This window comes from Aestuariibacter salexigens DSM 15300 (assembly GCF_000429145.1).
Taxonomy (GTDB): Bacteria; Pseudomonadota; Gammaproteobacteria; order Enterobacterales; family Alteromonadaceae; genus Aestuariibacter; species Aestuariibacter salexigens.
Genome location: NZ_AUBH01000003.1, coordinates 171154 through 194271, shown reverse-complemented (window position 1 = coordinate 194271; position 23118 = coordinate 171154). Strand labels below are relative to the sequence as shown.

Genomic DNA, 23118 nt, shown 5'->3' with positions numbered 1-23118 from the left:
TATGTCATCGGTTGTTGCATAAATCGTTAGGAGTAAAAACATGTCATTGTTCGTCAACACGAATGTGTCGGCGTTGAATGCTACGCGTCAGTTGTTCACTTCAAATAACAACCTGAGCACAGCGTTCGAGCGCTTGTCATCCGGCTTCCGTATCAACGGAGCCAAAGACGATGCAGCCGGCCTGCAAATATCTAACCGCCTGACTACTCAGGTAAATGGTCTCAACATGGCAGTGCGTAATGCCAACGACGGAATTTCACTATCGCAAACCGTCGAAGGAGCACTCGCCGAAACCACCAACGCGTTACAGCGTATTAGGGTCCTTGCAGTACAAGCCCAGAACGGGATTAACGGCTCTGCTGACCGACTTGCACTGCAAAAAGAAGTGGCGGCACTCAAGGAAGAAATAAGCAGAATTGCCACGACTACACAGTTTGGGGGCGTGGACGTTCTAACCGGCGTATACAGCTCAGCATTCCTGGTAGGTGCAAATCCTGGTCAAACCATTAGTGTTAATATCTCTAGAACAGGTGGTTACGGCGCCTCAGGTTTGGGTGTCGGTCAGGTCTCTGTGGAGACTGTAGCCGAAGCGTCTAGAGCTATGTCGCTAGTACTCGGTGCGATCTCCATTATTGATGCGAAACGCGCTGACCTGGGTGCGATTCAAAACCGCTTTCAGTCTACTATCCGCAACCTTAGTAGTATTGCTGAAAACGTATCGGCGGCAAGATCGCGCATACGTGACACCGATTTTGCCGTCGAAACGGCAGAACTGACCCGTTGGCAGATCGTTCAACAGGCCAGTATTACAGTGCTGGGTCAGGCTAATCAGCGTCCGCAATCAGCACTGCAGCTTCTGCAGGGCTAACAGACTGAGGTAACAATGAAAAATCAGACGCAACTCTGTGGGGCAGGCTGTGAGCTGAGAGAAATGACAAGATAAAAAAATCGGTCGGATTGCAAAATGTGGGGGCAGGCTGCAACCGACCGAGAGAACGACAAGTTTTAGCACAAGACAGGTTACGACAATAAAGCTATAACGCAGCGAACCAGGCTTTTTTGTTATCGTGCAATATAAGCGCTCAGGCCTTTTTGCATGATAACAGCCGACTGACGGAACTAACGCCAGGAGGTAGTGAGAGGTATTGAGGTTTGGCCATCAATTCCGCTCGTCGGCTCGAGCTTTCGCCCACTCTAGTATAGCGTTTGCCGGCAACGTGCCTCAGCAAAACTACCAGTCAGAATCCTGACTAGCACAATAGGGTTAGCACGTATCGTGCCAACTTAATGTTAATGACGCAGTGAACGGCATACAAAAATAATAACTTGCCGCAGCTGGTTAGGAGAATGATATGAGTTTATTCGTTAATACCAATGTGTCGTCGTTGAATGCAACGCGGCAATTATTTACCTCTAATAACAATTTAAGTACCGCCTTTGAGCGATTGTCCTCCGGTTTTCGTATCAATGGTGCTAAAGATGACGCGGCGGGTCTGCAGATATCAAACCGTCTGACAACGCAAATCAATGGTCTAAACATGGCGGTTAGAAATGCCAACGATGGTATTTCATTGGCGCAAACCGTAGAAGGTGCGCTGGCGGAGACGACCAATGCCCTGCAACGTATAAGAGTGCTCGCCGTGCAGGCTCAGAACGGCATTAATGGGTCAACAGACCGGTTAGCTTTGCAGAAGGAGGTTGCGGCGCTTAAATCCGAAATCAGCCGTATTGCCTCAACTACCCAATTTGGTGGCGTTGATGTGCTTACTGGGGGATACAGCTCAGCCTTCTTGGTTGGTGCTAATCCGGGACAAACGATTAGTGTGAATATTTCTCGCGCCGGCGGTTTTGGTGCGTCAGGCCTCAGCATTGCCGATCTCTCGGTTGCAACGGTTGGGCAAGCATCTGCCGCGATGGTGGCGGTGTCTGAGGCAATCTCCGTAATTGATGCCAAACGAGCCGACTTAGGTGCTGTTCAAAATCGATTCCAATCAACAATTCGAAACCTGAGCAGTATCTCCGAGAACGTATCGGCGGCAAGATCGCGCATACGTGACACGGACTTTGCCGTTGAAACGGCAGAATTAACCCGCTGGCAGATCATACAGCAGGCGAGTATTACTGTCTTGGGACAGGCAAATCAGCGTCCACAGTCAGCACTGCAACTATTACAAGGATAATGAAATCTAGAGGGTAGGAGATGAGAGGCCGACCCAAGACCCTGCAAAAATGTAGGGTGCCAACGCCAGGGAAGGCGTTATACTATGGCGAGAGGGAAAACGCCGACTAACAAGGCCGAGAGTGTAGAAGTATGGTTGAGAGGCCAGTATTCATTCTGCAACCCTGCCAGCCGGACAGAAACTTTATTTGCTCGTTCTCCTAACGTGAGCAAGTTGGTCGGGTCATTTGACCCGGCCTTTTTTATGCTCGCCGTTTACGCACAGAAAGTAAAGCATTTTGCGTGCCAATATTTTAAATTTATTTTCCGCCGTCAAATATCCGCCAAGTCATCTTGCTACTCGTATCCGTTACCGACGAACCCCTTTATCTTTATGCTTTGCATCACTGCCCGCATTGCGTCAATTCGTTGACGAAATGTTTTTCTAAAAAAATTAAAAAAAATTCTAAAGATTGTTTAGTCGCTGTCGATACCTTTAGCTGAGAGGAATTTTATCCGTTGCTTTTACAGCGTGTGAGAGCGCAAGCGACGGGGTCGACTTTGAAGTCAGGTAGAGGTGCCGGTCTTCAAAAAATGAGGCAACCGACGTGGTCATGCCACTGACGTTGAAAAGAGGCGAACTGCTCGATGGTGTTAAGAAGCCAGAGTCAGTTCTCAGGAGGTATATTATGTCTTTATTTGTAAACACTAATGTTTCGTCATTGAATGCGCAGCGTCAGCTGTTTAATTCAGGACAAGCATTAAATACATCTTTCGAGAGATTGTCATCTGGCTTCCGTATCAACCGTGCTGCGGATGATGCCGCTGGTCTGCAAATCTCTGATCGTTTGACAACACAGTTCCAGGGTTTGAATCAGGCGGTTAGAAACGCTAATGATGCAATTTCACTGGTGCAAACTGCTGAAGGTGCATTATCGGAAACTACCAGTTCGCTGCAGCGTATTCGCCAACTGGCCGTGCAGTCACAGAATGGAATTAACAGTTCTGCTGACCGGACGGCTCTCCAACAGGAAGTGGACGCACTAGTTTCTGAACTGTCAAGAATTGGTACTGATACTCAGTTTGGTGGCACAGACATTCTTACCGGTAGTTATTCTGCAAAATTCCTGGTTGGTGCAAATGCTAACCAGAACATTTCTGTAAATCTATCGCGTCCGGGTGGCTTTGGTGCTTCTGGTTTGTCTGTAGGTACCGTTGATATTTCTACCGCTGGCGGTGCAAGTGCCGCTCTGGCAACAATTGATACCGCTATTTCTGCAGTCGGTGCGCAGCGTGCTGAACTTGGTGCATTGCAGAACCGGTTCCAGTCAACCATCCGTAACTTAAGCAACGTTGCTGAAAACGTAGCGGGTGCACGTTCGCAGATCCGTGACACTGACTTCGCAACAGAAACGGCTGAACTGACCCGTAACCAGATCGTTCAGCAGGCGTCACTGTCCGTATTAAGTCAGGCTAACCAGCGTCCACAGTCGGCGTTGTCATTGCTTGGATAAGTTCAATAACGCGTGACAACCTCAAAAGAGGTTAACTATGCTATTGGATGGCTACTATACTATTGGTAGCCATCCGCTCGTTTTAGTGGAGGTGAAAGATGGACATAGATTTTTCACAGATTGGCCAGAATGTTGCAGCGCAAGTGGCAGCGCAAAATGCGTCGCAGAATACTTCGCGAAGTGAGCAGCCTGAAAAGATGACTGCTCAGACTGGCGACAATAATGAGCAAAAAAGTAGTCAAGGCCCGCAAAATGTAGCCGATATAGTAACAGAGCGTAATGTTTCTGACGGCGAAATTGAAACGGCCGTGGCAGATATAAGCGACTTTGTTCAAGCACAGAACAGGCAGCTTTCGTTTTCAATAGATGAGGACAGCCGCCGCTCAGTGGTTAAAGTGACCGACTCTGAATCCGGTGAGGTGATAAGACAAATACCTTCAGAAGAAGTGTTGGCCTTATCTGAACGGATTAAAGAGTTGCAGTCGGATGTTGGTGCAGCAGTGGGAGTACTGTTTAACCGACAAGCGTAATTATTATTGTAGGGGTTCGTCATGACCATTCAGTCATTAGGTGTTGGATCAGGGCTCGCGTTAGATGACCTGGTCACTCAGCTCATTCAGGCAGAGAGAAAGCCCAAGGAAGATCGTCTGAACGCGCGAGAGGAAACACTTGATAACACGATATCTGGGCTAGGCAAGCTCAAGTCGAAATTAGAAGACTTTCTTGATTCCGTGGACGAACTCAGAAACGATTCGAACCTACAGGGTCGTGAACCGACCATTACTAACCCCGATGAAAATACCGAACCGTTTACCGCCGAAGCCTCTAATAGCGCGGTAAAAGGCGACTATGAGATTGCCGTAACCAAGCTTGCAAGTGGTAGTCGCTTTGAAACTGCAGATGGCGCGTTTGCCAGTAATACATCAGAAGTGCTCAGTACGGGCGACGGAAATGGTAACCTTACTTTCTCTATCGGTGCGACAGGTGATACCTTTTCTATCGCCGTGACAGAAGGCATGACACTACAGCAAGTTCGCAATGCGGTGAATAACGCGACCGATAACTTTGGCGTAAACGCCAGTATCATTAACACTGGCACTGTTGGTGGCGGGGCTAAGCTTGTTTTTACGTCTTCAACTACTGGCACTGGCAACGATTTATCGGTTACGAACGATAATGCTGCTCTGGATCCGGTATCGACCAATCTTACTACTGCGAAAAACGCGCAGAATGCGCAAGCCATCATTGACGGTATCGTTGTGGAAAGCGAGACCAATACCTTTGAAAACACTATCGAAAATGTTTCTTTCGAAGCGCAAGATATTTCCATTCAGGGCGCAAACGGGGTGTTAGCACCGGACGGCAATAATTACGAAACGTCCACGCTTAGTATCGGTTTTGATAAAGAAGGATTAGATAAAAAAATCCGCGATTTCGTTGACGACTTCAATAGCTTGTCTAAAGAAATCGCCAGTTTAACGCGATACGGTACGACAGAACTTGAAGAGGATGGTGTATTAGCGGGTGATTCGCTCGTTAGGGGAATCCAGTCCGGTTTAGCGAATATTATCAGTTCTAGCAATGACAACTCTGCGCTGGGCAGTTTGTTCGCTATTGGTGTTGAATTAAACTCGGACGGTGAACTTGAAATCAGCAATACAGATTTTGGACTCGGAACGGGTGAATCTCGACTCAAAGACGCGCTAGAAGATAACTTCGATGATGTTGCCGCACTTTTCACGGACAATGATAAAGGAATCGCTTCACGCCTTTATGAATACGTACGAGAGTTTACTCGGTTCAGTGGCATATTGTCTGTGCGAGAACGTTCTGCCAAAGACGACAAAGATCAACTCGCCTCAGAACGAGAACAGTTTGAGCTTCGTATGTTGAGTTATGAACAGTTATTAAAAGATAAATACACCAACTTAGACCAAACGGTAGCAAGGTTAAACCAGACCGGTAACGCGCTTTTCGCTTCATTAAATGGTTTGTAAGAGGACGATAATTCCATGTCATTAAAAGGTATTCAGGCTTACAAAAACGGCAACCTCAAGCAGCAGATAGCCTCTGCCGATCCGCATAAACTCACGCTCATGTTGATGCAAGGCGCACTCGACCGTATGGCCTACGCAAAAGGCTGCATTGAGCGAAAAGACTTTGAGACAAAAGCCGAGCATATGTCAAGAGCTTCGGCTATCCTTATGAATCTCAGAGATACATTGGACTTTGAAGTTGAAAGTGAAGTAACAGATAACTTGTTTGCACTTTACGATTATATGATACAGCGTCTTACAGATGCTAGCATTCAGAATAACTTGAACATAATGGATGAAGTTATTAATCTATTATCACCAATAAAACATGCTTGGGAGCAAATTCCTGAGGACGCAAAGCAACAAGCCTATGAAGCCCAAAGGCAGAGAAAGCAAGCCGCTGTGTGAATTCCAGAAATCTTCAGCTGAACCACCCTCACACTCCTGATACGCTTCGGACGCTAAATAGCGAGTTGCTCTCATTGCTCGATGCTGATGTGCTGGACGAAGCGAAACTTTTAGCTGTCGTTACTGAACGTGACGATTTCATCAAAACTTACCTTGCTGCAGTCGACGACGTTGAGTGCAAAGACTTCGTAAAATGTGAGCTAATAACAAACAAAAAAATCACTGAGGTGGTATGTTCCTTGCGTAAAGAATCACTTTCCAAAATTTACGACCTCATAAAGGGCCGCAAAGCAGTAGAAAAATATAAGAAAAAAAATGTTGAATAGCATTAGCTCACATCTAGCAGATGAAGAAGAACAGCAAAGATTAGACCTGAAACTTGCTCAGCAGATTGAAAAGCTTAGGAAGATTAATTTAAATGCTTTTCAACGTTATATTCCTTCACTCATTGACTCTTTAGAAAACTCGAAAAGTAGAGAGTTGTCATTATTTATCAATAAGTTTGAACAAGTAAATATTGTTAATGTCGGGACTGGACGACCTCTTTATGGCCTACATCCTGATGAGGAGATAGCGAAGCACGTTGCTCTATTTTTGAGAGATATGCGTCCTCAAGGGTTTAGTGAAAGCGATGTTGTTTGTGATGCCGACACTAAAAAAGTTGACCTTCTTGTGATAATGGGAATCGGGTTGGGTCAGCACATATATGCATTACTTGAAGAAATGACACCTTCTATCGTGATTATCTATGAACCTGAGTATCAATATTTCGGATGTTCTTTTCTAGGGAACAACTGGAGAGAGATCCTTGATTTTGCTTATAAAAATCAGATAAAGATTTTTTTTCAGTTGGGAAAAGATGGAAGGGATATTATATCGGATATTGAAAAGTTGAAAAGTCAATTTGGCATTTCTTCATATAGCATCTACAAGCATTATAACCATCCGGTTTTCGATTCTATAACAAAGCAGTTTACTCATTTAAGTTATGAAAAATTGAAAAAAACGGGTTTTTCAACTCTTCATCAGAGTTATGTAGAGGATGCAATAACTCGATGGATGCCGCCAAATGATAAAAGTGAGTACAGCGAGGTTGATAAGAATAAAAGATTTGAAAAAAGCCTTAAAGCTTTCAAAAAGTACTTCCCAGAAATTCACGCTGAATTTAAGGAGTACGTTCCACAAAAATGGTTCCCTGTTGTTGGTACTAATGGTGAAATAAACGTTTTCAATGCGAAGAATAACGTTTTTTTATACTCGGATTCTCCTGTAGAAGACTGTAATCTGAGTTATCAGCAATTCTGCAAGAATCCGAATAAGGACGGTCTGGTACTTGCCTATGAGGGAGAAAAACTGAAACACTATGAGCATTATAAGTTTCTGAAGTCCACTCAAGCGTTATTAGACTCTGATGAGGAGGGCGAGGCTGCGCTGCCCAAAGGTTCTATCAAGGCCATTATCGTGTTTGGCGTTGGTGTTGGCTATCAAATTGAGAAGCTCATACTGGGAAGAGATGTACAAAATATTTTCATTTGTGAGCCAAATAGAGATTTTTTCTACTGTTCACTTTTTTCTATAGACTGGAGCAAAATCCTAAAAAGTGTCGATAAGAAAAAGTTTAGGATGTACATAAATATTGGTGATGACGGTACTCATTTATTCCGCGACCTTCTCTCTCAGTTTTATTCTATTGGGCCTTATATCTTAAGCGAAACCTTCTTCTTCCAAACTTATTACAATGCAAAATTAACTGACGCGATCCGTCAGCTGAGGGAGCAGCTTCAAGTCGTGATATCAATGGGGGAGTATTTCGATCACGCTCGTTACGGTATCGCCCACACGTTAAAAAGTCTTGCTGCGTGTACGCCATATCTCAGGAATAATGCAGAACGTTATCTGACTCAAGTCCAAAAGGAGACGCCGGTATTCATTGTGGGTAATGGACCATCTTTAGATTACACAATTGAAGCATTGTTAGAATACAAGGACAGAGCAATAATTGTTTCGTGCGGAACCGCTCTTGATGCTCTTTACAGAGCAGGAATAAAACCGGATTTTCATGCCGAAATTGAGCAAAATCGTTCGACATTCGACTGGGTCTCTCGAGTCGGAGACTTTGACTTCTTAAAAAGTCTCAGTGTCATTTCCTGCAATGGCCTGCATCCTGACACCATGGGGTTGTTCAATGATGTCTATCTGTCGTTTAAAGAAGGTGAGTCATCCACTGTATCCACGCTAAATGTCTTAGGTGACCAAACATTCCACACGCTTAAATATGCATTCCCCACGGTATCAAACTTTGCCTTCAATCTTTTTTGCCAGCTTGGTTTTTCAGAAATTTATCTGTTTGGTGTGGACTTGGGTTTTAGAGAGGAGTCCTATCACCATAGCAAGAACTCCGGGTATTACAGTAGCTCAGGTGATCCCATCTATGATTATTCCCAAGCATCTAATAATGCTATTAAGGCAGTGGGTAATTTTGGCGGCGAGCTGTATACAAAGTATGAATTTAAGGTATCAAAAGAGATTATTGAGCAGTCCATAAAAAATTACAGCTTAGATTGCTATAACGTAAGTGACGGAGTGAAAATCCGTGGAGCAACGCCGTTAAGGGATGAAAATTTGCTTATTCTTTGTTCTGAAGAGCAAAAAATCGATACAGTTGCAGCGATTAAGGAGCAGGCCTATCAGAGGGTAGATGGAGAGGCATTTAAACGAAAGTTTGATGGCAAATATTCAGGTGAAGTGATATGCCAGGAAATCGAAGGATTGATAGTCAACGCGCAGAAAGCGTCAGACTATGAGATATCGCTCGACCAATTGGTAGAAGAAAACAAACGTAAAATATTTTCCTCTTATGAGAGAGGTAATTCGCTTTTATTTTACTATCTCTACGGGACAACAAACTATGCCAATGTGATATTAACCAGGCTGGCACGTAAGGAAAAGGACGTCACTTCTCCCGGCAATTTGAAGACCGTCAGGGAGGAAATTCTGACTGAATGGCGCAACACACTAGGGAAAATAAGATATCTGGTGACCGAGAGGCAGTATGAACTAGAGTCTTCTACTGCCTTCTCAGGAAAAAGTATCTATTCTATTCTGCGATACAAATTACACGAAAAAACATTGAACGTTGTGTCTTCCCATTCGGACTTCAATGACGCGATGCGCACTATCGTGTCTTTAAACACGCCGGGTGTTAACGTCACTTTTCACGACCCTCAACGTGGTCATTCGTTAAAAGCGGCCTTGATTAGCGGTCCAACTATAGTTTATTCAGGCGATGCAGTGACCTACTTGAGCGAAAATCGTCACGTTTTCAGTGAGCTAGAAGCGCAAGGTGGTTTCCCATGCATCATTATTGAACCGTCACCCCTTAATAAAGCTGAAGTGACTAATGTCCCGCGTAAGGCGACTATATTTTGTTGCTATTTGGGTGCTTCTGGAAATGAAAGCGTGTTGGAGGACAACTGGCTGGATATCGCAACATTCAGCTACTTTTATTCATTAGAAACGCTTAGCTTTGATATTCTGTTAATGAAGTACACATTTAGTGACGCTGTCCAGAACCGGTCTTTTGAGCTCGTCAACTCGCAAAAACGGGAAGACATATACGACTGCGGTTGGTGTATTGGCTTGAGCCAGGGTAAGCAAAGCAGTCATAGTGATTATTTATTAGAAAACGGACTTAGGATAAAAACATTCGAAGATGATAAATCTGTTGATAGTTATTTAGTAAAAAGTATCCTGCCAGAACAAGAGTTTCAAGAAAGAAAGAAAAAGCAGATGGAAAGATACTCAAATTATATCAATGGTATCAGAAATGTTTGATGGACGTACGCTTTTAGTCACTGGTGGTACAGGCTCATTTGGGTATCGTTTCGTTTCGCAATGCCTGCGTTTGTGTAATCCAAAGAAAATTATTGTTTACTCCAGAGATGAGTTAAAACAGTTTGAAATGCAACAGCAGTTTACACATCCTGCTATGCGTTATTTTCTCGGCGACGTTCGCGATAAGCATCGTCTTAAAGCGGCGATGCGTGATGTAGACTTCGTTGTCCATGCTGCCGCATTAAAACAGGTTCCTGCGGCAGAATATAATCCTAACGAATGTATCAAGACCAATATTAATGGTGCACAAAACGTTATTGATGCATGCATTGAAAATGGCGTGAAACGTGTCATTGCATTGAGTACCGATAAGGCGGCCAATCCGGTCAATCTGTACGGTGCTACAAAGCTGGCATCAGACAAGTTGTTCGTGGCAGCGAATAACATTTCTGGTGCAGGAGGGACGCGCTTTGCAGTCGTCCGGTATGGTAATGTCGTCGGTTCCAGAGGTTCTGTTGTACCATTCTACAGGCAACTCCTGAAGCAGGGAAAAACACCGCTTCCGGTTACACACGAAGGCATGACGAGATTTTGGATCACCCTTGATCAGGGGGTCGACTTCGTGGTCAAAAATTTTCAACGTATGCATGGTGGAGAAATTTTTGTCCCAAAAATCCCCTCTATACGGATTCTTGACCTTGTCGAAGCCATGAGTGGAGTCCGGGAACACGACATTATCGGTATACGGCCTGGCGAAAAACTTCATGAAGTGATGTTACCAGAAGAAATGGCGCACCATTCTCTGGAGTTTGAGGATCATTACGTGATTACTCCGGCCATTAAATTTTTCGATAAATCAATTAGTTATAATGTAAATAAATTGAACGAAACGGGCAAGCCCGTTGGTGATAAATTTGAATACAACTCTGGTACGAACCCTCATTTTTTGACAGTGCGAGAGTTGCAAGAGCTGGACCGCCTTACGCTATGATCCCGTACGGAAAACACGATATCGACGACAGTGATATTGAAGCGGTCGTCGATGTTTTACGGCATCAGTTCTTAACTCAGGGTCAGCAAGTCCCGGCGTTTGAGAAGGCATTGTGCGACTATACTGAGGCCAGACACGCGGTTGCGGTAAATAGCGGCACCTCAGGCTTACACGTTGCCTGTCTCGCAGCAGGATTGACAAAAGGTGACCTCGGCTGGACAGTGCCGGTTTCTTTTGCTGCATCTGCTAACTGTATTCTTTACTGTGGCGCAGATGTTGATTTTGTTGATATTGACCCTGCAACACGGAATATCTGTACGCAAGCTCTGCGTAAAAAACTCAACACTGCCGCACAGCAGAATCGGTTGCCGCGCGTCTTGGTCGTTGTGCACTTTACGGGCGCAAGCTGTGATATGAAAGCGATCCGAGCGCTGACGGAGCCTTATGGCATCATCGTCATTGAAGATGCTGCACACGCGCTTGGCGGAAGGCACGACGGAGACAAAATTGGTCGTTGCCGGTATTCAGATATGGCGGTAATGAGCTTCCACCCGGTGAAGTCTATTACAACTGCTGAAGGTGGTGCCGTGCTGACCAACGACGATAACCTGGCTTACCGCTGCAACCTGTTTGCGAAGCACGGAATCACCCGAGACCCTTCGCTTATGCAGGGAGAAAGTCATGGCCCCTGGTACTATCAGCAACTTGAGCTCGGCTATAATTACCGGCTAAGTGACTTACACGCTGCACTGGGCCTGTCGCAATTAGCAAAGTTAGACAATTTCGTCGCAAAGCGAAGAGAGCTGGCGGCGAAATATCTGTCGGAGCTAACGGAACTTCCACTAGCGTTACCCCAAATTTCGTCGTTGCATGAAAGTGCTTGGCATTTGTTTATGATTGAAGTGACCCGACATGACCGTGGCCAGGTGTTTGAGCGGCTGCAACAGCGAGGAATAGGGGGAAATGTGCACTATATCCCTATTCATTTGCATCCATACTACCGTAATCTCGGATTTACTGAGGGTGACTTTCCCGCCGCGGAGCAATTTTATCGGCGTGCCATCACTATTCCTTTATTTTCTTCGTTGACTGCCGATGAACAAACCAGAGTGGTTAAGGTGTTAACTGAGGTTTTAGCGTGAATCTGGCTATCATTCCAGCTCGCGGCGGCAGCAAGCGCATCCCTGGCAAAAATATCAGATCTTTTGCAGGCAAACCGATGATTGCCTACTCGATCGATGTTGCGTTGGAGAGCGGTCTGTTTGAGCATGTCTGGGTGAGCACCGACAGTGAGGAGATTGCCAATGTTGCCTTACAATACGGTGCTGACGTTCCTTTTATCCGTCCAGAGGCACTGTCCGATGACTATATAGGAACATACCCCGTAGTTAACCACGCAATTTCTTATGCCAACTCTGTTGGCATAGACCCTAAATTCACCTGTTGTATTTACGCTACAGCGCCTTTAATACAGCGAAAATACCTAATTGAAGGGTTTGAGCGCTTACGAAGTGAGCCTGATATGGACTTTGCTTTCTCTGTAACCAGTTTTGCCTTTCCAATACAACGTGCCATCAGACTGAGTGGCAAAGGCGTCCGCCCCTTTGAACCTGGCAATATGGCAAAACGTTCACAAGATTTAGAAGAAGCATATCATGATGCCGGACAGTTTTACTGGGGCTACTCAAAGTCATTTATCAATAACAAAAGCACATTTTCAGAGCAGAGCATCCCAATCATTTTGCCACGCCACCTCGTGCAGGACATTGATACCGCAGAAGATTGGCAGCGCGCTGAATTAATGTTTCACGCCTACATGCAAGGAGTAAAGTGTGAGTGACAGAAGCGGTGTTCTGATCATTCGAATGTTGGAAGTGGGTGATGTGCTGAGTATTGCAGTGCCACTCATACGCGAGTTGAAAAAACGGGGCGAAAGCCAGATCACGCTATTGACTCACGGCAGAGGCGCTGAACTTGTCAGTCTCGCCGAACCTGATGTGGTCACCAAGACACTGGAGAGAGAAGTCTGGCCTGACCATATTCTGTCAGCGATGGAAGCCTTTCTCGGGGCAGCTGAGGACATAATAGGGCTGGGATACCAGCGCATCATCAATCTGGATACCGCGTTTATGCCGTGCTTTCTGGCCAGGTTCTTAAAAGATGCCGGGGAGCCTGTTGAAGGTAACCTGATCAGCAAATCGATCGATAGCGTGCTGACAGAAATACAACAGCAGACATTGTCTGCTGATTACGTTAACAACGTCGATCACTATCTACAATCAACCTGGTTCGGCATGTTGCGCTGGCTAACCCCCTGGTGGCAGGCAGACACGGCACCAGAGGGGGGCTATCCGGAGTTTTATCTGAAGCAGTGCTGTGGTTTTAATTCGATTGACGTAGACATGCACATAGGCGAGCCAGGTGAACCGGATAACCGGACAAGACAGGTTGTTCTGGCCTTAGGTAAGCCAGGTGACATGGAATATTACGAACAACAGCAGGACCTTGCGGAAAAGCTTCGCGCAAGCGGTATCCCTGTCGTGTTCAGTGACGATGCTACACCGTTCAGCGAAACGCTGACATGCCTGCGTCACAGCGGCTTGCTGGTCACCACGCCTTCTGTCCACTATTGGCTGGCTGACGCGGTTAACTGCCCATCTGTGTTAATTTGCACTGCAAGCGATCCAAGAATGCTGATGCCTGACTTCGGCAACGCACCGGGGCATGTGCCGTCGGCTGATGAATTGGCTAACAGCATCATTGAATTACTTGGGGAGCTGCATTGAAAACAATCCAAATCGCTCAGCGCCACATCAATGCAACAACCACGCCGTTGATTATCGCAGAGCTGAGCGGTAATCACGGCCAGAGTCTGAGCCTTGCAAAGGAAATGGTGCATGCCGCCGCACAGGCCGGTGCGGGCGCAATAAAACTGCAAACCTACACCGCTGACAGTATGACCCTGAATTCCGATTCTGATGATTTCGTAATCAGGGAAAAAGACAGCCTGTGGTACGGCGAGTCACTCCACGCCCTATATGCCAAAGCGGCGACGCCCTATGAATGGCATGAGGAACTCTTTGCTCTCGCCAATCGCCTGGGCATGTTAGCCTTCAGCTCGCCGTTTGATGAACATGCCGTACATTTTCTCGACGGCCTGAATGTGCCCTGTTTCAAGATTGCGTCTTTTGAGCTGACCGATTTACCGTTAGTAAGGGCCGCCGCAGCGACCGGTAAGCCCTTGATTATCTCGACGGGTATGGCGACGTACGAAGAGATTGAGGAATCTGTCAGGGCAGCAAGGGAAGCCGGTGCCACAGATATCATTTTGCTCAAGTGCACCAGTACTTACCCCGCAGAACCAGCCAACACTCATTTAATGACGATTCCGCACATGCGTGAGGCATTCGGCTGCCAGGTCGGATTGTCTGATCACACGCAAGGTATCGGTGCTGCAGTCGCCTCGGTGGCGCTGGGGGCAACGGTGATCGAAAAACACTTCGTGCTTGATCGTAACGCCGGCGGCGTTGATGCTGCGTTTTCACTTGAGCCTGACGAGTTGCAGTTGTTATGCACAGAGGTTCACCGTGCCTGGCAGGCACTGGGTCAGGTGACTTATGGTGGCAGCAAGGCAGAAGAAAAAGCCAAACAATACCGTCGCAGCATTTACGTCAGCCATCCCATCAAGGCCGGTGAGAGGCTGTCAGAAAAGAACCTGAAAATTGTTCGTCCTGCCCACGGTCTCGAGCCCAGGTACTGGGAGCGTGTCCTTAGGGCTGTTGCAGTGCAGGATTTGCCACCCGGTACGGCACTGGATTGGCAGCACTTTAAGGAGTAGCGCTGCGTGCTGGCAATATTCAGGGTGGAGGGCAATCATCGAATCGGGCTTGGGCATTTGATGCGATGTCAGGCCCTGGCCCAAACATTGGCTATTTATGACATTGCCAGTGTTTTCGTTGTTAGCCAGCAAACGGCAAAGCTGGCTCGCCAGCGCCATGACTGGGTTGGACAGCTTTCAGTGTTGAGTGATGTTGATGAGGAGATGGTGTCACTCGCGGCTTTGATTGATAAGCAGTCGGATGTATTTGTTGTGTTAGATGGCTATCAGTTTTCAGCCGATTACCGTTCACAACTGAAATCGCTGACCCCTGTGCTGGTGTTATTTGATGACAATAATAACGCTGGCAGGCTTTATGCAGATGTGATCATCAACGGCAGTGACGCAGCACAAGACCTCGGATATCAGCAGTCTGAACCGCAAGCAACATTATGTCTTGGCGGTCAGTACCGCGTGCTGCGCAGAGAGTTTATTCAACCCCCCATGCCAGAATGGCCGCAGCGTCGCGGCCTGCTGATAGCCATGGGAGGCAGTGATGTTGCCAACCTCACGATGCCGTTACTGCATCACCTCGAATCAGCCGGATTTGAGGCGCCGGTGAGAGTATTGACCGGGGCTGCCTATCCTTATCTGAACCGATTACAGGAATTTCTCGCATACACAGGCCTGGCTGTGCAGCATATTCATGACTGTCAGCATATGGCGGATATGATGGTGCAGGCGAGGCTTGCTGTCTCTGCGGCAGGATCGACACAGTTTGAGCTGCTGGCTTGTCACACACCGAGTATTCTGGTTACTGTTGCGGAAAATCAGCTAGCGGCTACCGAAAAAGCGGCAAGTCAGGGTTGGTGCGATGTTATCGACGTAATAAAAACGATGCCTGTTGAAACACTGTGTGACCGCGTGATGACCCTCTGGCGCGATCAGGAAAGGCTGACCGAGATGCACAGACAGGCCATCAGGCATGCTGTGCCCAATGGCGCAGACAACGTGGTGGCGGCTATCATAAACCGGGTCAGGAGGAGCAGTCCTGATGCTTGAGGGTTACCAGGTTGAACTGATACCTGTGGCCGATGGTGATCTGGAGCAGGTTCGACAGTGGCGTAACCAAAAAGACGTTCGACAGTTTATGCTCAACGAAGAACTGATCAGCCAGGAACAGCAACAAGCCTGGTTTAATCGTATTAAGGATGACCCGGCACAGCGTCACTTCGTCATCCGCTTCAGACAACAGGGTATCGGCGTGATTAACATTAAAGCCGTTGGTTCGGGCGAAACGCTGGAAACTGCGATCTGCATTGAGCCTGGACTGTATATAGCAGAGCCCCGCTACCGTGACAATTTACTGGCTTTTGCGCCGACGCTGCTGATCAATGATTACTGTTTTGAAGTTCTGGGCGTCACGTCGCTCAGAGCGGTGGTTAAAAAGCACAATGAAGCGGCACTGCGCTACAATGCCAGGCTGGGCTACAGCCAAACCGAAGGTGTTAGCCCGTCTACAGATGTGGTAGAACTTAGACTGAGCAGAGAAAACTATAATAATAGCGTGGCGGCCCTGAAAGCCTTGCTGTCCCGCCCAACGAAAAGAACATCATCATGACTAACCAAGAGATTCTGACAGACGCTTTCTGTACTGCACTGGGTATCGACGCCGGGCAGGTAACCGATGAGTTGACTTACAACACCATCCCGCAATGGGACTCAACTGCCCATATGCTCCTGATTGCTGAGCTGGAGAACCGCTTTAATGTGATGCTGGATACGGACGATATAATAGACATGAGTTCGGTTGCTAAAGCCAGGGAGATCCTAGCTAACTATGATATCCAGTTTTAATGCTTGAACATAAATCGATTCTGATCACGGGTGCCAATGGCGGTATCGGACAGTCTGTTGCCACGGTCTGCCATCTGCTTGGGGCGACCGTATTGCTGGCAGGGCGCGACGACAGTGCATTGCAAACCCTGGCGGAGCGACTGGGCGATAACGCGATCCCCATGTGCTACGACCTTTGTGATGAGAAACAGGTCAGGGAAGCCTTCAGCCACATTCAGCAGCACCTTGGACTCCTGGATGGGTTGGTATGTGCCGCTGGGGCGATGCTTGATGCACCGCTTGCCATGACCCGTGGCGATGACCTTCAATCGCAATGGCAAATTAACGCAGCGTCTGTATTCCTGCATGCTCAGCTCGCCAGCCGCCTGATGTCGCGTAATAAGCGGGGCTGCATCATCACGCTGGGCTCCGTCGTTGCAGAGCAGGGCAGCAGTGGCCAGAGTGCCTACGCAATGACCAAATCTGCGCTGGGCGGACTGACTCGCTCACTGGCCAAAGAGCTGGCACCTGTGAATATCCGGGTCAATTGTGTTGCCCCGGGCTTCATCGAAACCCCGATGACCGCCTCTTACAGCGGCGAGAAGCGCCGGGCAGTGCTGGATAAGATTGGCCTGAAGCGACCTGGTCTGCCGAAAGAGGTAGCCGATCTCATCAGTTTTCTACTGTCAGACCATGCTGCTTATATTACCGGGCAGACCATAGGCATCGATGGTGGTATAAGTTTGTAGGGTGACATAATGAAACATGCATTCTACGACCTCGAACAGCACGCGGAACGCACCGCATTGCGAGATGGGAAACACAGTATTACGTACGCCAGCCTCGCACAGCACGCAGACAAACTCGTTGCGCCGCTAGGGCAGGGAAAGAAACTGGTATTCATACTCATGAGTAATGACGTGAACTGCATTGCCGCGTATCTGGGGTGTCTGAGGAACGGGCATTGTGCACTGTTACTGGCAGCGGATATTGGCAATGATAAGCTTGCTTCATTAACTTCGCGTTATAAACCCGATGCGGTTATGACCAGCGAGAGGCTGACGCTTTGCGAGAATGTTCACAGAATTTCACCACCGGATTCACTCGCGCTGCTGCTCAGTACCTCTGGTTCAACAGGCAGTGCCAAACTGGTCGCCCTGAGCCTGACGAATCTGAGTACCAATGCAGAATCTATTGTCGCCTCATTACCAATAAAAAACAGTGATGTCGCAATCACAATGTTGCCGTTGAATTATTCCTACGGTTTATCGGTACTGAATACCCATTTGCTGGTCGGAGCGGCGATTGTGGTAACCAAGGCAACAGTGATGCAACGTGACTTCTGGACTCAGGTAGAAACACACAAAGTCACATCACTGGCTGGTGTACCACATAGCTATCAACTGCTTGACAGGCTGCGGTTCTTCAATAATGACTGGCCTACTATTCGTTATATTACGCAGGCAGGCGGAAAGTTACCCCGCCATATCGCAGAACATATTGCCAACTGGGCAAATCAATATGATAAAGCCTTTTTCATCATGTACGGTCAGACCGAGGCGACTGCTCGAATAGCCTGTCTTGATTGGCCCGGGGCACTCAAAAAGCCAAACGCAATCGGCAAGGCTATACCTGGTGGCCTTTTGCAGTTGCGAGATGATGACGGTAGCGTCATACAAGCTTGTGATAAGGAAGGCGAGTTGTTTTATTCAGGCCCAAACGTCATGCTCGGTTATATTGAAAGTCTGGATGATTTCTCGAGCCTGTCATCAATGCACTGGCTGGCAACGGGCGATCTCGCGAAGATGGATGCACAGGGTGATTTCACCATTACAGGGCGCAAGAAACGTTTTCTGAAGTTGTTTGGTGAACGCTTGTCTCTAGATGAAGTCGAACATTGGCTGCATTCGCAAAGTATTGCGGCAGTCTGCATAGGAAGTGATGCTGAACTGGGGGTGCTGGTGGTATCTGATGAAGTCAGTAATGCGTTAATCATGCAGGTGGCTGAATTTTGCGGTATCCATCATTCGGTAATTAAGGTTTGCAAGATCCCGGAAATTCCTAGGTTGCAAAACGGCAAAGTAGATTATTCCGCCGCTCAACGATTGCTGGAGTACAGCGAATGACCGACTACCAGAACTTTCAATCCCACTATGAACGCCTTCTGCAGATGCCGGTATTTGGTATCAACCAACAGGAAAAATGGGCCAAATTATCACCCATATTCGAATGGCTGCACCAGCATCATCGCGCTCATTGTGCTGCTTATGCGAATATCACCAGTTCAGCTCCTGCACATTTTAGCTCATTGGAAAACGTGCCTTTTCTTGCGGTAAAGCTGTTCAAGCTAATGTCGCTCTCCAGTACACCGACGCAAAATGTATTTCGAACGCTGCATTCGTCAGGAACAACCGGACAAACACCTGCAACGATCACCCTTGATAAAGAAACCAGTGCCAGACAATCGAAAACGCTGGTAAAAGTGCTGCAGGAGAGCCTGGGGAGGCAGCGTTTACCTATGCTGATCATTGATAGTCCGGTAACCGTAAAACCGGGAAGTTCCTTCACTGCGAGGGCTGCGGGTATTCAGGGACTTTCTTTCTTTGGGCGTGACCACACCTACGCGCTGGACGAGCAAATGCAACCAAACTGGCAGGTTATTGAGGCTTTCCACGATAAGTATCATGACCAACCAGTGCTGCTGTTTGGTTTTACTTTTATGGTCTGGCAGTATTTTGTAAAGGCATTTCAGCAAAGTAGCGGAAAGCCCGCGTTTGAACGTGGCATTCTGTTGCACAGTGGAGGTTGGAAAAAGCTTGAATCAGAAAAGGTTGACAATGACACCTTTAAAAACACAGTTGCCGAACTTTTCGGGATTCACCAGGTTATTAACTTTTATGGTATGGCTGAGCAAGTAGGTAGTATATTTACCGAATGTGAAGCAGGCCATCTTCATTGCCCACTATTTTCAGACATCATAGTCAGAGACCCTTACACGATGAAGCCCTGCGGATCCAACCAGCAGGGACTGCTCCAGTGTGTTTCGGTACTGCCGACGAGCTATCCGGGCCACAGTATTTTGACCGAAGATCTGGGACGACTTTTGGGAGAAGATGACTGCCGCTGCGGCAGGAAAGGCCGCTATTTCGCGATTGATGGCCGGTTGCCACAAACGGAAGTAAGGGGGTGTAGTGATACCTTTATGGCGGGAGATGCAGTGTGATTTTAGATGTGCTCTCACCACAAAATGGTGAGTTGGAAGGGTGGCAAAAAGCATCCTTGCTTACGCCTTTTTGTGACGAAATTATTACGTTTTTACACGCCTTTTCTGACCGTTTACTTGGCGAACAACAATACAAAGCCTTTCCCGAACTGGTCGCGCTTGGCTTTTGGCTGAGAGAACGACACATACGATCCTTTTATGAGCAGCTTAATGGCTTGCATAAGCCTTTGGGGCAGGTTGTTCACTTTGCGCCAGCCAACGTGGATACCATGTTCGTTTACAGTTGGGTATGCAGCCTGTTGATGGGTAACAAAAACATTGTCAGACTCTCTTCAAAAGACTCTGCTTTAAAGCAAACACTTATTTCAGTCCTGAATAGCGTGCTCGCTGTAAAGGCATTTCGTCATATTGCAGCGGCTAATTTGTTTGTCAGTTTCAGCCATCACTCCGAGTGGTCGCAAAAGCTCAGCGCGATTGCCGATGCCAGAGTCATATGGGGAGGCGATGACAGTGTCCAGCAGATCAGGGCATATCCAATACCGCCCACTTGCAGAGATATTACCTTTGCGGATAAGTATTCTGCAGCGATCGTGAATGGCAATCAGTTGAAGAGTCATGCTGATACGGTTTCTCTTGCAGAGCATTTATGGAGAGATACCAAGCCGTACATGCAACAAGCTTGCTCCTCGCCCCGGGTTATTTTCTGGCTTGGCGATCAAAGCCAACAAATACCCCTATTGAACAGTCTCAATGAGCGAGCTAAGGACTTTCAGGCATTAAACCAACTCAATCAGCATGTGGTGACAGGGCAATGGCTGCGAGCACAGTGTTCACAAGCTAACGTATTGATAGAGTCTGCAATTTGCGCCGTCTCTGTGTCCCGTTTAAGCAGGGCATACCTCGATATGCATATGGGAGGAGGGTTGTTTTATATCAGGCATATTGATGATATCGAGCAGATAGCGTCGGAGCTTGACAGCAAGTGTCAAACACTCTGCTATGCGGGTATAGAGAAAGGCGCTCTGATAAAGGTTCTGGCAAATCCGTCGATAACCGGAGTAGATCGGGTCGTCCCAGTGGGTCAGGCGCTCGATTTTGAAACAACATGGGACGGAATATCATTGATACATGCGCTATCCCGACAGATTGTCGTTCGCTGAGTAAAGAGGGCGGTAAAGTGGGAGCCGGGGAAAATTTTGTTCAGATTCAGACGCTGCAGCAATTGCACCATGATGACGTGGTGTTCAATACAAAAACCAAGATCCTTTCCCTGGACTTTTTCGATACGTTAGTAAAGCGAAAACGAGCAGAGTCATGGATTATTCGCGAGGCTTTTTTTACAGTTAACCAACAATTATCCAACCCCCTCACATGGGAACAGTTTTGGCTTCTAAGAGAGCAAGCCTACGCAGAAACAGGCCGCACCAACGGGCGTTTCGATGCTGCACAGGAAGTGACGCTTCACACATGGTATTCAGCGTTATTTCGAATAGCTGGCTGCCAGAGTCATGACGCCGTCGCAGCGAGATTTTGCACACTACTCGAAAATGCGGAAAGAGAAAACCTTGAGCTCAACGATGGGGCAAGAAAACTGTTGCTTAAGGCACGTGAAGCAGGCCACCGCATCATCTTATTGAGTGACACCTATTATGACGATAATGCGTTTGCGGGCTTTCTATCACATCTTGGCATCTCTGCCCTCATCGATGCTATTTATCTGTCCTGCGAATTGGGCTTAAATAAAGCCAGCGGGAGATTGTTTCATCATGTCTTGCGAAAAGAACAGATTCCCGCGTCTGCGTTCGTCCATATTGGTGATAATCCCAATGCAGACATTCGGCAGGCTCAGAAAAACCAGATAACAGCTATTCACCTGTCGCCTGACCAGCCTGACAGGCAGTATTCCCGTGATGAACAAAAACAGGCCTTGATTGAATTTGGCAGAAGCAACGTCGCTCCCCTTATTGCCGCCTTTTGTCGTTGGTTACACGCTAATACACCCGCCAATGTTAAGCTGGTGTTTCTCGCGCGAGACGGTTTCTTAGCCTATTCGGCATATCAGTCTCTCTACCCCCAGGCCAACGCCAGCTATGCCTACATAAATCGTGTAGTTTCCAACCAACTCTCGGTTTGCGCTCTGGACAAAAACACTATCAGCTTTGTCCTGCGAAGATACCGGGCCGATGGGCTGTCGGCACTGGTTAAGGCCTTTGGCTTGTTTGACAGTCCTTTCAGTGCGGCACTGACTGCGTTTTGCGAAAAGAATGGATTCAGCATGGAGCATTTGTTAGATGAAGCCTGCAGTGAAAAAATTTGTGGCGATGGCGAATTGAAAAGCACGTTCGCTAGCTCCTTGGAGGTCAGACGGAGCCAGTCGATCCGCTATCTTGAGAACATTTTCTCTCCCGACACTCTAGAATGCTGTCTAGTTGATGTCGGTTGGCGGGGTTCAATTTTTCAGTCCCTTGCGCAACAGTTCCCATGTATCCGGTCGGTCAGACTACTGTGCCTGACCGAGGAACCCCAGCGAGGATTGCAAGGCGCGGTCAATACTTTGGATAACCCAAGTCTGACACAGGCTATGAGTGAGTATCGTGATATTCTGGAATGGCTTATGAGTGAACAGGTCGGTGCGATTAAATATATCGATGGTGACTGTTTACCTGTATTTCAGCCTCAGGAAAATGTAAGCCAATGGGCTAAGACAACTGTGCAGCAAGGTATCAGAGAAGGCATTGTAGGTTTGAAAACTGAGGCAGAGAGTGGGCGTGAGCAAACTCTATCCGTCACTGTTGAACAATGGCTGTCAGCTCTGAAGGGTTGCAGTCCCGCATTTTATGCAGCGATACAGTCTGTTGATACAGAAATGGGGATTGATGGTAAGTCTCAAGTGAGTTTTGCGGATTTGCTGAGGAATCATGGGGGCTCGCCAAAAGGCGGACTTGTGGCTTCACAAAAAGCAATGGAAAAGCAAGCCCTTATTGGTCAGGTTCTGGATCTTGTAGACCGGTTGACTGATTGTCGTCAACTGGTGCTGTACGGTGCCGGTAGCGGTTTTAACTTTATCTTACCGTTTGTAAAAGACAGAGTCGCATGGATAGTGGATATAAATCGTCAACTGCACGGAAAATACATAGACGGTATATTGGTCAAAGGCACCGACAGCCTTGAACAGGCCACTGACACCATACTGGTCACTGTTATAGGCAGGAAAAACCAGGTAGCCCCCTTTCTGGTTGGCGTCCGTGCTGATGTACTGTTTCTGGAAGACTTTTTATAACAGAGGCTAAGCCGTGAATGT

Annotated in this window: 21 protein-coding genes; all 21 read left to right on the top strand. The window is 47.4% G+C overall.

From position 1 onward, the window contains the following. Positions 1–40 precede the first annotated feature (40 nt). The 21 genes from G441_RS0106730 (at position 41) to G441_RS0106630 (ending at position 23097) form a co-directional block, all read left to right on the top strand. Complete coding sequence (locus G441_RS0106730; protein ID WP_026375638.1) at positions 41–868, top strand: flagellin N-terminal helical domain-containing protein; 828 nt, start codon at positions 41–43, stop codon at positions 866–868. Between the two features lie 484 nt (positions 869–1352). After that, the gene (locus G441_RS0106725) at positions 1353–2180 is read left to right on the top strand and encodes a flagellin N-terminal helical domain-containing protein (protein WP_026375637.1); all 828 of its coding nucleotides are present in this window, start codon (positions 1353–1355) and stop codon (positions 2178–2180) included. Positions 2181–2847: 667 nt separating this feature from the next. Beyond that, positions 2848–3672 carry a flagellin N-terminal helical domain-containing protein gene (locus G441_RS0106720; protein WP_026375636.1) on the top strand — a complete coding sequence of 275 codons (825 nt, stop codon included), beginning with the start codon at positions 2848–2850 and terminating at the stop codon, positions 3670–3672. 98 nt (positions 3673–3770) lie between these two features. Beyond that, positions 3771–4202, top strand: a complete 432-nt coding sequence (locus G441_RS0106715) for a flagellar protein FlaG (protein ID WP_026375635.1) — start codon at positions 3771–3773, stop codon at positions 4200–4202. A 21-nt stretch (positions 4203–4223) separates the two neighbouring features. After that, positions 4224–5669 carry a flagellar filament capping protein FliD gene (gene fliD, locus G441_RS0106710; protein WP_026375634.1) on the top strand — a complete coding sequence of 482 codons (1446 nt, stop codon included), beginning with the start codon at positions 4224–4226 and terminating at the stop codon, positions 5667–5669. Between the two features lie 15 nt (positions 5670–5684). Beyond that, complete coding sequence (gene fliS, locus G441_RS0106705; RefSeq protein ID WP_026375633.1) at positions 5685–6116, top strand: flagellar export chaperone FliS; 432 nt, start codon at positions 5685–5687, stop codon at positions 6114–6116. Beyond that, positions 6113–6442 (top strand): hypothetical protein, encoded by a 330-nt coding sequence (locus G441_RS0106700; protein ID WP_026375632.1) that lies wholly within the window; start codon positions 6113–6115, stop codon positions 6440–6442. Before fliS ends, G441_RS0106700 begins: the two co-directional genes overlap by 4 nt. Next, the gene (locus G441_RS18135; protein ID WP_051275394.1) at positions 6432–9950 is read left to right on the top strand and encodes a 6-hydroxymethylpterin diphosphokinase MptE-like protein; all 3519 of its coding nucleotides are present in this window, start codon (positions 6432–6434) and stop codon (positions 9948–9950) included. Before G441_RS0106700 ends, G441_RS18135 begins: the two co-directional genes overlap by 11 nt. Then, positions 9943–10941, top strand: coding sequence for a UDP-N-acetylglucosamine 4,6-dehydratase (inverting) (gene pseB / locus G441_RS0106690; RefSeq protein WP_026375631.1), 999 nt, complete (start codon positions 9943–9945; stop codon positions 10939–10941). The genes G441_RS18135 and pseB overlap by 8 nt, the downstream gene beginning before the upstream one ends. Then, positions 10938–12083, top strand: a complete 1146-nt coding sequence (gene pseC, locus G441_RS0106685; protein WP_026375630.1) for a UDP-4-amino-4,6-dideoxy-N-acetyl-beta-L-altrosamine transaminase — start codon at positions 10938–10940, stop codon at positions 12081–12083. The genes pseB and pseC overlap by 4 nt, the downstream gene beginning before the upstream one ends. Further along, entirely contained in the window at positions 12080–12781 is a 702-nt protein-coding gene (gene pseF / locus G441_RS0106680) for a pseudaminic acid cytidylyltransferase (RefSeq protein WP_026375629.1), read from the top strand. Before pseC ends, pseF begins: the two co-directional genes overlap by 4 nt. Further along, complete coding sequence (locus G441_RS18130) at positions 12774–13727, top strand: glycosyltransferase family 9 protein (protein ID WP_051275393.1); 954 nt, start codon at positions 12774–12776, stop codon at positions 13725–13727. The genes pseF and G441_RS18130 overlap by 8 nt, the downstream gene beginning before the upstream one ends. Beyond that, a complete protein-coding gene (gene pseI, locus G441_RS0106670; protein WP_051275392.1) occupies positions 13724–14779 on the top strand; it encodes a pseudaminic acid synthase in 1056 nt (351 codons plus the stop codon). Before G441_RS18130 ends, pseI begins: the two co-directional genes overlap by 4 nt. A 6-nt stretch (positions 14780–14785) precedes the next feature. Continuing rightward, positions 14786–15820: a UDP-2,4-diacetamido-2,4,6-trideoxy-beta-L-altropyranose hydrolase gene (pseG, locus tag G441_RS18125; protein WP_156896299.1), complete on the top strand. Its 1035-nt coding sequence runs from the start codon at positions 14786–14788 to the stop codon at positions 15818–15820. After that, complete coding sequence (locus G441_RS0106660; RefSeq protein WP_026375627.1) at positions 15813–16379, top strand: GNAT family N-acetyltransferase; 567 nt, start codon at positions 15813–15815, stop codon at positions 16377–16379. The genes pseG and G441_RS0106660 overlap by 8 nt, the downstream gene beginning before the upstream one ends. Further along, positions 16376–16615, top strand: coding sequence for an acyl carrier protein (locus G441_RS0106655; RefSeq protein WP_026375626.1), 240 nt, complete (start codon positions 16376–16378; stop codon positions 16613–16615). Before G441_RS0106660 ends, G441_RS0106655 begins: the two co-directional genes overlap by 4 nt. Further along, positions 16615–17343: an SDR family NAD(P)-dependent oxidoreductase gene (locus tag G441_RS0106650; protein ID WP_026375625.1), complete on the top strand. Its 729-nt coding sequence runs from the start codon at positions 16615–16617 to the stop codon at positions 17341–17343. Before G441_RS0106655 ends, G441_RS0106650 begins: the two co-directional genes overlap by 1 nt. A 9-nt stretch (positions 17344–17352) precedes the next feature. Continuing rightward, the gene (locus G441_RS18120) at positions 17353–18720 is read left to right on the top strand and encodes an AMP-binding protein (RefSeq protein ID WP_034474642.1); all 1368 of its coding nucleotides are present in this window, start codon (positions 17353–17355) and stop codon (positions 18718–18720) included. Then, the gene (locus tag G441_RS0106640) at positions 18717–19817 is read left to right on the top strand and encodes a LuxE/PaaK family acyltransferase (RefSeq protein ID WP_051275391.1); all 1101 of its coding nucleotides are present in this window, start codon (positions 18717–18719) and stop codon (positions 19815–19817) included. The genes G441_RS18120 and G441_RS0106640 overlap by 4 nt, the downstream gene beginning before the upstream one ends. After that, positions 19814–20977 (top strand): acyl-CoA reductase, encoded by a 1164-nt coding sequence (locus G441_RS0106635; RefSeq protein ID WP_026375623.1) that lies wholly within the window; start codon positions 19814–19816, stop codon positions 20975–20977. Before G441_RS0106640 ends, G441_RS0106635 begins: the two co-directional genes overlap by 4 nt. Beyond that, positions 20923–23097 carry an HAD family hydrolase gene (locus G441_RS0106630; RefSeq protein ID WP_084407290.1) on the top strand — a complete coding sequence of 725 codons (2175 nt, stop codon included), beginning with the start codon at positions 20923–20925 and terminating at the stop codon, positions 23095–23097. Before G441_RS0106635 ends, G441_RS0106630 begins: the two co-directional genes overlap by 55 nt. Positions 23098–23118: the final 21 nt, after the last annotated feature.